14 protein-coding genes are annotated in these 13895 nt (G+C 67.9%); 7 read left to right on the forward strand and 7 right to left on the reverse strand.

Annotated features, from left to right (window positions below):
- Positions 1 to 1344 (reverse strand): NCS1 family nucleobase:cation symporter-1 (locus ACK5KK_RS03770; protein ID WP_416888754.1); only part of this gene is annotated, 1344 nt, incomplete at its 3' end.
- A gap of 199 nt (positions 1345 to 1543) precedes the next feature.
- On the opposite strand from ACK5KK_RS03770, the gene ACK5KK_RS03775 reads away from it, so the two are divergent.
- The 4 genes from ACK5KK_RS03775 to hpxO all read left to right on the forward strand — a co-directional run bounded on the left by ACK5KK_RS03775 (position 1544) and on the right by hpxO (position 4293).
- Entirely contained in the window at positions 1544 to 2143 is a 600-nt protein-coding gene (locus tag ACK5KK_RS03775; protein ID WP_416888755.1) for a helix-turn-helix domain-containing protein, read from the forward strand.
- Between the two features lie 69 nt (positions 2144 to 2212).
- Positions 2213 to 2719: a 2-oxo-4-hydroxy-4-carboxy-5-ureidoimidazoline decarboxylase gene (gene uraD, locus ACK5KK_RS03780; protein ID WP_416888756.1), complete on the forward strand. Its 507-nt coding sequence runs from the start codon at positions 2213 to 2215 to the stop codon at positions 2717 to 2719.
- Positions 2716 to 3039, forward strand: a complete 324-nt coding sequence (gene uraH, locus ACK5KK_RS03785) for a hydroxyisourate hydrolase (RefSeq protein WP_416888757.1) — start codon at positions 2716 to 2718, stop codon at positions 3037 to 3039. The genes uraD and uraH overlap by 4 nt, the downstream gene beginning before the upstream one ends.
- A gap of 66 nt (positions 3040 to 3105) precedes the next feature.
- Complete coding sequence (hpxO, locus tag ACK5KK_RS03790; RefSeq protein WP_416888758.1) at positions 3106 to 4293, forward strand: FAD-dependent urate hydroxylase HpxO; 1188 nt, start codon at positions 3106 to 3108, stop codon at positions 4291 to 4293.
- 33 nt (positions 4294 to 4326) lie between these two features.
- Here the strand turns inward: hpxO and ACK5KK_RS03795 are convergent, their stop codons facing one another.
- From ACK5KK_RS03795 to ACK5KK_RS03815, 5 genes are read right to left on the reverse strand one after another with little or no spacing between them, the layout of a single operon-like run.
- Positions 4327 to 5949: a dipeptide ABC transporter ATP-binding protein gene (locus ACK5KK_RS03795; RefSeq protein ID WP_416888759.1), complete on the reverse strand. Its 1623-nt coding sequence runs from the start codon at positions 5947 to 5949 to the stop codon at positions 4327 to 4329.
- Positions 5946 to 6743, reverse strand: coding sequence for an ABC transporter permease (locus tag ACK5KK_RS03800; RefSeq protein ID WP_416888760.1), 798 nt, complete (start codon positions 6741 to 6743; stop codon positions 5946 to 5948). Before ACK5KK_RS03800 ends, ACK5KK_RS03795 begins: the two co-directional genes overlap by 4 nt.
- A complete protein-coding gene (locus ACK5KK_RS03805) occupies positions 6740 to 7708 on the reverse strand; it encodes an ABC transporter permease (RefSeq protein WP_416888761.1) in 969 nt (322 codons plus the stop codon). Before ACK5KK_RS03805 ends, ACK5KK_RS03800 begins: the two co-directional genes overlap by 4 nt.
- A 41-nt stretch (positions 7709 to 7749) precedes the next feature.
- On the reverse strand, positions 7750 to 9360 hold the full coding sequence (locus tag ACK5KK_RS03810) for an ABC transporter substrate-binding protein (RefSeq protein WP_416888762.1): 1611 nt from the start codon (positions 9358 to 9360) through the stop codon (positions 7750 to 7752).
- 40 nt (positions 9361 to 9400) lie between these two features.
- Entirely contained in the window at positions 9401 to 10582 is a 1182-nt protein-coding gene (locus ACK5KK_RS03815) for an amidohydrolase family protein (protein ID WP_416888763.1), read from the reverse strand.
- A 274-nt stretch (positions 10583 to 10856) separates the two neighbouring features.
- Between ACK5KK_RS03815 and ACK5KK_RS03820 the strand changes: the two genes are divergently transcribed.
- The 3 genes from ACK5KK_RS03820 to ACK5KK_RS03830 are packed head-to-tail and all read left to right on the forward strand — an operon-like array spanning position 10857 to position 13455.
- Positions 10857 to 11330: a PPC domain-containing DNA-binding protein gene (locus ACK5KK_RS03820; RefSeq protein ID WP_416888764.1), complete on the forward strand. Its 474-nt coding sequence runs from the start codon at positions 10857 to 10859 to the stop codon at positions 11328 to 11330.
- A complete protein-coding gene (locus ACK5KK_RS03825) occupies positions 11327 to 12709 on the forward strand; it encodes an amidohydrolase family protein (RefSeq protein WP_416888765.1) in 1383 nt (460 codons plus the stop codon). The genes ACK5KK_RS03820 and ACK5KK_RS03825 overlap by 4 nt, the downstream gene beginning before the upstream one ends.
- On the forward strand, positions 12706 to 13455 hold the full coding sequence (locus ACK5KK_RS03830; protein WP_416888766.1) for a GntR family transcriptional regulator: 750 nt from the start codon (positions 12706 to 12708) through the stop codon (positions 13453 to 13455). The genes ACK5KK_RS03825 and ACK5KK_RS03830 overlap by 4 nt, the downstream gene beginning before the upstream one ends.
- Before the next feature lie 231 nt (positions 13456 to 13686).
- Here the strand turns inward: ACK5KK_RS03830 and ACK5KK_RS03835 are convergent.
- Positions 13687 to 13895 (reverse strand): hypothetical protein (locus tag ACK5KK_RS03835; RefSeq protein WP_416888767.1); only part of this gene is annotated, 209 nt, incomplete at its 5' end.

Below are 13895 nucleotides of genomic sequence, written 5' to 3' on the forward strand. Positions count from 1 at the left end.
CGCGTTCGGGTTGTAGCCCTTGCGGTACCAGTAGGCGCCCTGCTCGGACATCGTGAACATGTCGTCGACCTTGATGCGCTGGCGCGCCGCGACGTAGTAGCCGGCGATCAGCAGGCCGAACAGCGGGCCGATGAGGGCGGCGAGCACACCCAGCGAGTAGTGGATCGCGGTCGCGTCGGCGTACCAGTTCCACGGCAGGAGGAAGACCGATCCGACGGCGGCGATCATGCCGCCCATGCGCCACGAGATGCGGTGCGGCGCGACGTTCGAGAAGTCGAACGCGGGCGAGATGAAGTTGGCGACGATGTTGATGCCGACGGTCGCCGTGACGAACGTGAGCCCGCCCAGCAGGATCGCGAACGGCGTGTCGATCGCCTGCACCGTGTGGATCGGGTCGACCAGCAGCTCACCGAAGACGGGCAGGGTCGCCGCCGCCGTGAGGACCGTCAGGATCGAGAAGAACAGGAAGTTCACCGGCAGACCCCAGAAGTTACCGCGCTTGACATCGCGGAAAGAGCGGCCGTAGCGGGCGAAGTCGCCGAAGTTGAGCATCGGACCCGAGAAGTACGCGACGACGATGCCGACGGCCATCACCATGAGGCCGATCGTTCCCCAGAAGTCCTGGGGCGCGGAATCCGGATCCGACAGGTTCAGGTCGATGTTCTCCCAACCCGCCTGCGAGACGAGGTACACGGCGAGCACGATCATGACGGCATAGACGGCGGGGCCCGCCCAGTCGATGAAGCGCCGGATGACCTCCATGCCGTTCCAGAACAGCGCGACCTGCGCGACCCACAGGATCGCGTACGAGATCCAGCCGAGCGCGGACAGCCCCAGGAACTCCACGTCGAGCAGTGCTTCGGAGCCGGGGATGAACTTCAGGAAGATGATGTTGAGCGACTGGGCCGCGAGGAACGTCTGCACGCCGTACCAGGCGATCGCGATGATGCCGCGGATGATGGCGGGGATGTTCGCGCCCTTGATGCCGAAGATCGCGCGGTTGATGACCGGGTAGGGCACACCGGTCTTCTGGCTGGGCTTGGCGATGAGGTTGACGGCGACCTGCACGATCACGATGCCGACCACCAGGGCGACCAGCACCTGCCAGGCGGCGATGCCGAGGGCGAACAGCGACCCGGCGGTGACGTACCCGCCGACGGAGTGCACGTCCGACATCCAGAACGCGAAGATGTTGTACCAGGACCACTTCTGCTTCCGCAGCGGCGCGAGGTCTTCGTTGGCGAGCCGGGGGTCGTACCCGGGTTTCATGTTGCCGGAGCCGACCGGCATGCCGGCGGCTTCGACCACGTCCGCTGCGGACGTGGGGGATTGTGTCGTTGTCATGTGCGCGTACCTTCCAGGTAGGGCTGAGCGCCCGTCGGCGGGGGTGGCAGCCACGACGTGGAGTCCGCGGCCTGGTGGTGCTCACAATGAAGCTATTGATTCACACATGCCGGGAGGTTTCGACGATGTAACACGGTTGTGAAGTTACCGCTTCACAACCGCTGTCGGGAGCTCGCCAGCGGCCACCTAGAATCGGGGCATGCCCGACCTCGACCCCGCCGCCGACGGCCCCGACGTCGGCGCCCGGCTGCGCGACTTGCGCCGCCGGCAGGGCATGTCGGCCCGCGCCCTGGCGGACACGCTCGGTATCAGCCCCAGCGCCGTCTCGCAGATCGAACGCGGCGTCCTGCAACCGAGCGTCTCCCGGCTCATCGCCATCACCGACGCGCTGGGCGTGCCGCTCGCGGCGGTGTTCGAGGCATCCGCTCCCGACCGCGACGGCGCCGGCACCGACGCCGGCTTCGCGCTGCAACGCGCCGAGCACTCCTCGACCGTCGAGCTCGACAGCGGCGTGACCTTCCGCCGGCTCTCACCGGGCCCCTCCCCCGGCATCGACTACTTCGAGTCCTGCTACCCGCCGGGGGCGTCGGCGCACTCCGAGACCGAGCTGTTCCGGCACGACGGGTACGAGGTGGGCACCATGATCAGCGGGGAGCTGACGATCGACTTCGAACAGGAGCGGGTCGTGCTGCGCCCCGGCGACGCAATCAGTTTCTCGTGCGCCCGCCCGCACCGCATCCACAACACCAGTGCCGCCCCGGCGGTGGCGCAATGGCTCATCGTGCACCCGCCGCGGTGATGCCGCACAGTGACACCGCGCACGGGCGCCGTCACGTGCCCGAAACGCGACCCCGGTAACGTCCCCGGCATGGATCTCGCCGCCTTCAACGCCCTGCCCCCCGACGAGGCCGCCGAGGTCGTGGGCGTGTGGGCCGCGATCGACGACTGGACGCGGGCGGTCGTCGGCGGGCGCCCGTACCCGACGGTGGATGCCCTCGACGAGGCCGCGCGGACCGCATCGCTGACGTGGACCGAGGCCGATCTCGCCGCCGCGATCGCCCACCACCCCCGCATCGGCGAACGTGCCGTCGGCGCCGACCGGGCCGCCGCGGCCAGCCGCAGCGAACAGGCCTCGATGGCCGACGCCGACGCCGAGGTCACCGCGGCGATCGCGGCGGCGGGCGCCGACTATGAGGCCCGGTTCGACCGGGTGTTCCTGATCCGCGCGGCGGGGCGGACGCCCGCCGAAATGCTGTCCGAGGCGCGGCGGCGCCTGCGGAACGACCCCGTCACCGAGACCGTTGAGGTGCGGGAACAGTTGCGGCAGATCGCGCTGCTGCGGCTGCGCACGACCGTCACCGAGGAGCCCGCATGACCCACCTGACCACACACGTTCTCGACGCCGCGCTCGGCGAACCGGCATCCGGTATGGAGGTGACGCTCGCCGCCGTCGGCGAGTCGATCATCGCGCAGGGGATCACGGATGCCGACGGACGACTGCACCTCGGACCCGACACGCTGCCCGCCCGGGACTACACCCTGACGTTCGCGACCGGTCCGTACTTCGCGGGGCGCGGGGTGGAGACGTTCTACCCCGCGGTGACGGTCACCTTCACGGTGACGGAGGGGCGCGGGCACCACCATGTGCCGCTGCTGTTGAGCCCGTTCGGCTACTCCACGTACCGGGGAAGCTGACCCGGCTCACCGCCGCGGCATCCGACCGAAACATGCCGGTCACACCGGCGTTCTAGGGTGCCGGGCATGAAGGTCATCGTCATCGGAGCGGGGATCGGGGGCACCAGTGCCGCGATCGCCCTACAGCGACTCGGGCACGACGTGGTCGTCTACGACCGCATGCGCGAGAACAAGCCCGTGGGTGCCGCGCTGTCGCTGTGGTCCAACGGCGTGAAGGTGCTCAACTGGCTGGGGCTCGCCGACGAGGTCGCCGCGCTCGGCGGAGCGATGGACCACATGGCCTACCTCGACGGGCACAGCGGCGAAAGCCTCTGCCGCTTCACGCTCGAACCGGTAACCGCCCAGACCGGGCAGAAACCGTACCCGGTGGCCCGCGCCGACCTGCAAGCCCTGCTGATGGACACCGTCGGCCACGAGCACATCCACCTCGGCAGGCAGGTGGTCGCCATCGCCGACGACGGCGCGCAGGTCACCGCGACGTTCGCGGACGGGTCGCACGAGACCGCCGACCTGCTGATCGGTGCCGACGGGGCGCGGTCGATCACGCGCGACTACGTGCAGCCCTCCGGCACCCCGCGCATCGAGCGCGAGTACGGCGGCTACACCAACTACAACGGCCTCATCCCCATGGACGACGCGATCGGACCCCGAGACCAGTGGACGACCTACGTCGCCGAGGGCAAGCGCGCCGCGGTGATGCCGGTGGCGGACGACCGGTTCTACTTCTGGTTCGACGTCCCCCAGCCCGCCGGGGTGCCCTACGACCGGTCCGAGGGGATAGCTCCCCTGCGCGAGGCGTTCGACGGCTGGGCGCCGAGGGTGCAGACGTTACTGTCGACCATCGACCCGGAGCGTTCCCTGAACCGGGTGGAGATCTGGGACATCACGCCGTTCTCGACGTGGGCGAAGGGGCGGGTCGCGATCCTCGGGGATGCCGCGCACAACACCGCCCCCGACATCGGTCAGGGGGCGTGTTCCGCGCTGGAAGACAGCTTCGCCCTGGGGATCGCGTTCGCCACGAACACGATCGGGGTCGCCGACACCCTGCGTCGGTACGAGAAGATCCGCACCGACCGGGCCGGCGAGCTGGTGCTGGGCGCCCGCAAACGCGGACACGAGACCCACGCATACGATCCCGATGCCACCGCCGCCTGGTACGAGAGCCTGCGCGGCACCGACGGTTCCGGCATCATCCGCGGCATCGTCGGCAACATCGACGGCAGCCCCATCAATCTCGGCGCCGGCGTCCTCTGACCCGTCCCGGGCGGTGCCCGCGGCGGGTACCGGTCAGCGGGTCGATGCCGAACCCGGGATCGCTCCGATCAACTCGCGCGTGTATTCGTGTGACGCGTGCGCGAAGACGTCAGCCGTCGTTCCCTGTTCGAGCAGTCGCCCGTCCTTCATCACGGCAACGGTGTCGGAGATCTGACGGATGACGCCGAGGTCGTGCGATATGAACAGGTAGGTGAGTCCGTGCTCGGCCTGGAGGTCGACAAGCACCTGCAGCACCTGTTCCTGTACCGAGACGTCCAACGCCGACACCGGCTCGTCGAGCACGAGGAACTCGGGACGGAGGGCGATCGCGCGGGCGATCGCCACCCGTTGACGCTGCCCGCCGGACAGTTCGGTGGGGCGGCGTCGAGCAAGGTCCGAACTGAGTCGCACCTGATCGAGGAGGTCCGTGACCATCGCCGATCGTTGGGCACGTCCGCCCACGCCGAATGCGCGCAACGGTTCTTCGATCAACTGCGAGACCCGCAGACGCGGGTCCAACGAACCGAACGGGTTCTGGTAGACGACCTGGATCCGGCGGCGTAGTTCCCGCAGCTCACGGCCCCGCAACCCGGTGATGTCGGCGCCGTCGAACCGAACGCTGCCGGAGTCCGCATCGATGATGCGAGCGATCATGCGAGCGGTGGTGCTCTTGCCCGAACCCGACTCACCCACGATCGCGAACGTCGTTCCCCGCGGAACCTCGAACGAGACCTCGGACACCGCCGGGGCGGCAGCGCGACCGCCCCCGACGGCACGGTAGGTCTTGGTCAGTCCGGCCACCTGCAGCAACGGTGACGGGTCAGCTTCCTCCGGCGCCACGACACTCGCCGAAGGCAAGAGCCGCCCACTGTGCAGACCGGGCGCAGCCGCCACGAGCCGCTGTGTGTACGGGTGTGCTGGCGATGTCAGCACCGCGCGGGCCGCTCCCTCCTCCACCACGACGCCCTGCTCGATCACGGCGATCGCGTCCGCGCGGTCGGCGGCGAGTGCGAGGTCATGGGTGACCAGGAGCACGGCGGTCCCATGCACGCGGGCGAGGTGCTGCATGCGGTCAAGCACGTGGCGCTGCACGGTGGCATCCAGCGCACTCGTGGGTTCGTCTGCGATGACCAGGTCCGGCTCGCAGGCCCAGGCGATTCCGATCAGCACGCGTTGGCGCAACCCACCGGACAACTCGTGCGGATACTGATGGGCTCGTCGCTGCGGCTCGGGTACGCCGACCTCCGCCAAAATCTCCACAGCCCGCTCCGCAGCATCCCGGTGGCTCAGCCCACGGTGGCGGCGCAGTGACTCGGCGATCTGCTCTCCTATACGCATCACCGGGTTGAGGCTGTGAGAGGGGTCTTGCGGCACGAAGCCGATACGTCCGCCCCGCAACCGCCGCAGAACCGCTCTGGGCACACGGCGCAGATCGGTGCCGTCGAAGACGATCCGCCCGTCGCGTACGGTAGCGGCTTCCGGTAGTAAACGCACGATCGCGTGCGCCAGAGTGCTCTTTCCCGACCCCGACTCTCCGACGACCGCGAGGATCTTGCCGGGAGCGATCGTGAGGTCGACGCCTTGCAGCACGGTACGCCGCCGCTTCCCGGTTCCGTAATCGACCTTCAAACCCCGTACCTCCAGGAGGGCGTTCATCGGTCACCTCCGATGTAGCGGGCGATACGGTTCACGGCCAGCACAACGGCAAGGATGACCACACCGGGCAGGATGCTCAACCATGGCGCGGTCGCCACGAAATCGCGACCGGCTGACACGAGCGCGCCCCACTCAGGCGCGGGCGGCTGCGCCCCAAAACCAAGGAAGCTGAGCGCTGACACCGACAGGATCGCCAGCGCCAGCTCGAGCGCCGCCATGGAGACGATGGGCCTGGCCGCGTTGGGCAGAACGTGGCGCACGAGCACTGTCGGTGCGCCGACACCGAGAGTGCGCGCAGCCTCGACGTACTCTTCAGACCGCACCCGCAACACCTGGGCGCGCATCACCCGCGCGAACGATCCGGCCGTCGCCAAACCCACCCCGAGAGCGATGGAGAACGGGCCGAACCCGAGCGAGACGACAACGATGAGCGCCAACAGGATCCCCGGAATCGCCAACATCACGTCAACGAACCTCATGACCACAACATCGAAGAATCCGCCGAGGTAGCCGGTCAACAGTCCGACGAAGGCACCCATGGCTACGCCGGCGAGCACCGCCAGCCCTGCCGCGGACAGCGACAACTGGGTCCCATAGACGACGCGAGAGAAGAGGTCCCGTGCCAGATGATCGGTCCCGAACAGATGGTCGAAGCTGGGCGGCGCCAACCGGGCGGACCCTACCGAGCCGAACGGATCGTACGGCGCGATCAGTTGCGGGGCGATGACCGCGACTGCGACGACGAGCAGGAACAGGACCGACAGCATCAGCCCGGGTTTGCGCAAGAGGCTCATCGGGCGACCCTTCCGGTGAGCTTGGTACGTGTGCGCGGATCGACAACGCCGTAGAGAGAGTCGACGATGAGGGTCACAACCGCGTAGACCGTGCCGACGACCACCACGACCCCGAGCACGACGTTGATGTCGCGCGCGAGCACCGCATCCACCGTGAGCCTGCCTATGCCGTCTCGAGAGAACACGGTCTCGACCACGGCCGTCCCCCCGGCAAGGTATCCGACCTGCAACCCGATGATCGTGATCGACGGGAGCAGCGCGTTGCGCATCACGTGCCGCAGTACCACGGTGCGCTGTGCCAGCCCTTTCGCGTTTGCGGTGAACACGAACGCGCTGGCTCCCGCATCGAACACTGCCGCCGAGAACACCTGGAAGAAGATTGCGCCCGTCGGCAGGGCAAGCGTGATTCCGGGGAGTACGACGCTGGCGAACCCGCTCGTCCCGGAGGCGGGGAAGATGCCCAGGGCGAAGGAGAACACGCTGATGAGCACCAGGCCCGACAGGAACGCCGGAATCGCGATCCCCAGTGGCGGGATCTGCACGATCACATTGCGCACCCACGCGGGGCGGGCGAGGTAGGCCCACACGGTGAACCCGATCGCTCCGACCAGCCCGAGCACGAGTGCGAACGCAGCGACCGCCGCGGTGTGCGGAAGTGCGCGGGCGATCATGTCCGACACGGGGGCGCCGGTCGCGATCGACACCCCCAGGTCGCCACGGAACAGGCCGAGGAAGTTCGTGATGTACTGCATCCACACCGGCCCGTCCAGTCCGTACCGCTCGCGGATCCGCTCGAGCTGTTCCGGGTCAGTGCTGGTGGCGTCGCCGCCCTTCACCGCCAAGGCGGCTTGGACGGGGTCCCCCGGCAACGCGTGGATCAGCAGGAAAGCGACTGTATAGGTCGCCCACACCACGAAGATGCACTGGACGAGCTTGGGGATGAGGAAGCGCGCAATGACTCGCACTCTCCCCTCTGCCCCAGGCTCTTCCACGCGTTGCCGGTCCGTCACGGGGCGGTGACGGCCGCGTCGAAGAGCACGATCCGAGACGCCGAGTCGAACGTGACGCCTTCCACGCCGGCGCGTGACGCGTGCAGTTGCACCGGCTCGAGGGTCGGGATCACGTATGCCTTGGTGGCGACCCGCTCCTGGATCCGGTCCACGACGTCCTGCCGTTCGGCCGGATCGGCCAGCCGTCCCTGCTCCTGCAAGAGCGCTTCCAGCTCGGGGTCGTCCACGATCCCCCATCGGGAGGCGGAGGTGGTGGACAGGAGCACGCGGAGCACGTCTGGGTCAGTGCGGGTCAACGCGGCGCCGAGCATCTCGTACTCGCCGGTCGCGATGACACCGAAGAAGTCACCCGCGGACACCATATTCAACTGCAGATCGATCCCCACATCCCTGAGTTGGATCTGCGCTGCTTCCAGCACATCCTGCGCGTAGAAGGCGGTCACGGTCGCGGTGAGACGAGTGCCGTCCTTCTCGTAGATCTCGTCGGAGCCGAGGGCCCAGCCGTCGGCTTCCAACAGGGCCTGCGCGCCGTCCGGGTCGTAGGCGAGCAGGCTGCTCTGGTCGAGGTAGCCGGGCGTCGACCTGGTCAGGACTCCGGTGGGCGCCGAGCCGCTGAGCGATCCGGCAATGACGTTGATCTGGTCGCGATCAAGACCCATGCTCATCGCTCGCCGCACAGTCTCGTCGCCCATGAGGCCCTGTGTCGTGTTGACCACGAACGAGTTCGGAACCCCCGGGTTGGCTTTCGCATACAGGTGGTACTCGGCCGTCCCGAAGCGGCTCTCGTCCACGTAGGGGAGGTCTTGGATGACGTCGTACTCCCCCGATTCGAGCCCACCGGTGCGCACACTGGCTTCGGTAATGATCGGGAACGTCACAGTGTCGAGGTAGGCCTCGCCTTCGTGTCCGCGCAATTGGGAACCCCACGCGTACCCGTCGCGGCCCTCAATCACCACAGAATCGTTGGCGACGTAGCTTGCCAGGGTGAACGGTCCGCTGCCGATCGGGGCGGCGCATCGCTCCTCCGGCTCGGCGGTCGCGGAGGCTTCCGCGAGGATGCCCAGCGACATCGTGGTCGCCCCCTGAAGGAACTGCACGTTGGGGGCGTCGAACATGACGACGAATTCGGTGTCGCTGATGATCTCGGTGCCGGTGTAGCCCGCCAGATAGCTGTTGGCGAGAGAGGCCCCAGCTCCCAGCTCTGCGATCGCGTCGAAGTTCGCCGCAACCACGTCGCCTGTCAGCGCGGTACCGTCGCTGAAGGTGACGCCCTCCTGCAACGTGAAGGTGTACGACGTGAGGTCGTCGTTGATCTCCCAGTCCTCGGCCAGCCAGGGCACGATCTCGCCGGTGTCAGGATCCTGATCGAGAAGCGAGTCCAGCAGCTGTCGCCCGACGTTCAGCGCTGTGGTCAGCGAAGTCTGCTGCGGGTCGAGACAGAGCGGGTCTTCCCTGAGGGCGAAGATCACGCTCTGGTCGAGGTCGGCCGCCGGAGTGGCGGGGGTGTCCTCCGGGCTACCGGAGCAGCCCACCAGGATTAGGGCCGTCGCCGCCGCTGCTCCCGTCGGCAGCAGGATGCGGCGGATGTGTCTTTGCGAGAGGGTCACTGCGTTCTCCTTGTGGGTAAGGGCCGGGTGTGTCGGACGGTCAGGTGGACGGGAGTGCACCGGAGATGAGGTCACCTCGGGCGACGACGGCCACGATGTTCCCCGGATCCAGGTCGGCGATATCGACCCAGGGGCGACCGCGCACGACGACGAAGTCGGCGCTGAGGCCAGCGCGGAGTCGCCCAGTGACGCCTCCCAGGCGGATCGCGTCGGCGGCATCGGAGGTTCCTGCACGCAGGGTGCGTTCGGACGTCCAGTCGAAAGCAGTGCGCATCATGCGCAGCTCTTCGAGCTGGTCACCGAAACGCACCATCACGCCGTTCGCGTCCGTACCGAGAACGAACCGCACACCCGCCGCTGCGGCGGCCGCGAAGTTGGCGTCGCGCTCGGCGACCACGTCACGCGCCTTCTCGGCAGCCTCGTCGCTGACCGGGATGCGTCGTTCGGCGATTGCGTCGTTGATCAGCAGGGTGGGGGCGACGGGGATGTCCCGCTCGACCAACGTGTCCCAGTGGCGCGGCAGGATGCCGGTTCCGTGCTCGATCGAGTCGACTCCGTGAGCGAGAGCGATGTCGATGCCCTCGGCGCTGTGTGCGTGCGCGGCCACCAGCATTCCGAGCGCGTGCGCCTCATCGATAGTCGCTGCGATCTCCGCGTCGGTCTGGTTGCGCCAGCCGACCTTGTCCCCTATCGAGAGCACACCTCCGCTGGTGAAGATCTTGATCCCGTCCGACCCCTCCCGCGCCCAGCGTCGGACGAGCGCGCGACACTCGTCGGGTGAGTCCGCCACCGGTGCGCGGTGCGGGTAGTGGGGCGGAACGAACAGGTCCCCGTGCCCCGCCGTCATGCCGACGGCCCCGTGTACGCGGAGTCGTGCGCCGGAGACGAGGCCGGTCTCCAGCGCCCGGGCTGCGGAGAACTGCACCTCGGAACCTGATAGGTCGCGCAGGGTCGTCACACCCGCTACGGCGGCGTGGCGGGCGTGAGCGACCACGTGCAGGGAGCGCTCTGAGGAAGGCGTGACCAGCGGCCATGTCATCCAGTCCACCGGCGAGGCCGTCGCCGAGGCATCCATATGCACGTGCGTGTCGATCAATCCCGGGATGACGCTGTACTCCGCCACCGAGCCGTCCGAGGAGGCTGACTCGACCGATTCGATGCGGTCGCCGCGCCAGGCGAGCGTGGCCACGCCCCGATGGGCGTCGCCATCCCAGAGTTCCATCGGCGCAAGCCGCTGCGAATGGTGTGCCAACGCTGCTCCTCAGTGTTCGACGGGGTGCCATGGGGGGTCGGGCCGCGGCGGACGGACCACGGCGTTGTGGAAACGATAGCGACCGATGAAGTGCACCTATCGATAAGTTAGCGGTTTTCGGGATGTTTTACATAGCCGAAACAGCACGAGATGCCCGAGAAATGGCTAGATGCTCGAATACGCTGAGGCGGGTGATACTCGCCTTCTGAAGTACTTATCGACAGGTTTGAGCCGAGAGGCAGCGATGCGGACAACGACTGTGACCACCGGGCGCCGCATCCTGCTGGCGCTCGAACCCGGGGATGAGGTGATCGAGAGCATCGCGGCGGCCTGTCGGCAGCACGACGTGCGACAGGGAGTGATCGTGACGTTCTCCGGCGCGTTCCGAACCGCGCGGGTGATCGCCGCCGACCACCGCGCACCGGACCCCGAGCTCCCCCTCACGGCCTCGGTCACCGCCGAGTACACCGAGGGGGTCGGGTCGGGCACGGTGACCTCCGACGAGAGCGGCGCGCACTCGGTTCACATCCACGTCGCACTCGGAGCCAAAGACCGATCCGGCCAGGCTGTTGCCGGCCATCTGCTCGCGGCCGTCACCCACTACGTCACCGAGGTCGTCGTCGACGAAGTACTCGCGCCATCGTTGCAGCGTCACCCGCATCCTTCCTCGTCGACGGTCCCCATTCTGACGTTCGCCGAGGAGGGGGCGTCCCGATGAGTGTCCGGCTGGTCACCTCAGACGTGTGCGTGCCGATGAACTCCGCACGTGAGGTGCTCACCGACGCCGGCGTCGCGATCGAGGGCGACACCATCGTCGCGCTGGGCACCACGGACGACCTCCGCGCTCGGTTCCCCGAGGCGGCACACCGGCATCTGTCCCGCCGGGTGATCATGCCGGGGCTGATCAACGCCCACCACCACTCGGGGATGCTGCGCGGCACCGCAGAGCACCTCCCGGTGTGGGAGTGGTTACGGCTGCACATCGACCCCATGCACCGGGTGCTCCGGCCCGCGGACGCGGAGGCGGCGGCCTGGCTGTGCTACGCAGAGGGGCTGTTGTCCGGGACCACGACCGTCGTGGACATGTGGCGTTTCATGGATGGCGCCGCGCGAGCCGCGGACGCGCTCGGCAACCGGGTCGTCACGGTGAACTACGTCGGCGAGCACCCCGACTACGACTACTTCGACACGCTCGACGACAACGAGCGGATGCTGCGCGAATGGGCGGGGCACGATCGCGTGCTCCCCTGGGTGGGTCTGGAGCACCCGTTCTACGCCGACGAGGCGGGGCAGCGTCGCGCAATCCGCCTCGCACAGGAGTACGGCACCGGGCTGTACACGCATTGCAGCGAGTCTGAGCTCGATGTGCAGATGTTCCGGGAGCGCACCGGGGACCGCCCGATGATCGCACTGGACAAATGGGGGTTCTTCGACACTCCGCGCACGATGATCGCCCATGCCGTCTGGCTCGATGAAGACGAGATCGCTCTCATGTCTCACCGCGGGGGGAGCATTTCGCACAACCCGATCAGCAACATGAAACTCGCCAGCGGTCTCGCCCCCGTCACAGAGTTTCTCGCCGCCGGGGTGGCGGTGGGCCTGGGGACCGACGGCGAGAAAGAGAACAACAACCTCGACATGTTCGAGGAGATGAAGGTCGCTTCTCTCCTGGGCAAGCTTCGCGCGATGGATGCCGCCGCCATGGACTCGTGGCAAGTTCTGGAGCTGGCCACGACCGGGGGCGCACGTGCCGTGATGCAGGAGCATCGCCTGGGATCGCTCGAGGTCGGCAAACAGGCCGATCTAGTCGCGGTGCGCACCGACACTCCGCGGATGACGCCGCTGATCACGAACGGTCCGTACGCGAATGTGCATCACAACCTGGTTCACGCCGTGCGTGGCGGCGACGTGGATCTGACGATGGTCGCCGGCGAGGTCCTGGTGGAGGACGGCGCGCTGGTACGCGCCGATCTCGATCGGCTCATCGCCGAGGTGCACCGCCGCGTTCCCGACCTGTTCGCCCGCCGCAGCGCCTACCTGGAGTCGGTCGGAGAGCCCACCGGCCTGTTCACCACGACCGCGGGGGACGAGTCGTGAGGTTCACACCGCCGCCGGCGGCTCCCCGTTCCGATCCGCGTCAATCCCGCGTGCTGCACGGCCTCTTGCGTTTCGTGCGGGAGTCGGCCGCGCAACGAACCCCTCTGCTCGGCGAGGTCGAACTCGTCGAGCGCCTGGGATGCACCCGGCAGCAGCTGCGCAATGCGATGGCGCAGCTGGAGAGCCTCGGCATCCTCCGTCGCCGCCAGGGAGCCGCGACCACGGTCGACCCGATCGCGCTGCGGCTGAGTGTGCGACTGGAGGAACAATACGAGCATTCCGCACTGCTGGACCGGTTGGGATTCGCCGCCGAGGTCGACACCCTCGACTCGTCGGTGACCGCCCTGCCCGGCCACGTGGCCGCGCTGATGGAGTTTCCGGCGAGCACTCGGGGCATCCGACTGCGCAAACGGTGGCGGGCCGACGGCCGGGTCGCCATGCTCGCTGACGATGTCATTCCTTTGGGTGGCGAGGAGTCCTACGATTCCGCGGACTCGGTGTTCGCGATCGCGGCCGATATCTGGGGAGAACCGGTCGTCTGGGAGGTGACCACCCCCGGTGTCACGGTGCTGAACGAGACCCTGGCCGGGCTCTTCGATGCCGAGCCGGGTGCCCCCGTCATGACAATGGAGTCGGTCGGTATCGGGGCCAGCGGCCGCCGCCTGACCTACAGCTTCGAGTACCACAACCCCGACGTGGTCTCATACTCCCTGCTGAGCACAGTGCGCCCGCCTTGGGGGCAGTAGGCGACGCCTCCGGCCTTCAGACCACTTATCGAGTCAGATCGGCATCCACTCGCCACCAGCGCCGCTCAGAATTCAGTCTCCACCCCCGCCACACCGGCCCCACCCCCAGGGACCCGCCGCGGGCCTCACGCCCGAAGCCTGCGCCGACTGAAAATCGTGAGGTCACGGGATCGACGCCCGTCGGAGCCACACGGACCGTCGTTACAACGGTCCCAGAAACCCTCGCCTAGCTCAATGGCCGGCGGCGACATCGCCACTCTGCCCGAACTCGGGGGTGGCGAAACACTGCTCGTGGAAGCTTTCGATCCGCGACAGACGACGTGTCAACGGCCAGTAGGATTTGCCCATAGGCGGCCAGCAGATGTGCCCGCTGGTGGCCAGTGGAATTGCCCGTTCGCGGTCAGGAGTTCTGCCCACCGGGTTGTGGTGGCCCTGGCCGC

The organism is Microbacterium sp. (genome assembly GCF_047972865.1).
Lineage (GTDB): Bacteria > Actinomycetota > Actinomycetes > Actinomycetales > Microbacteriaceae > Microbacterium.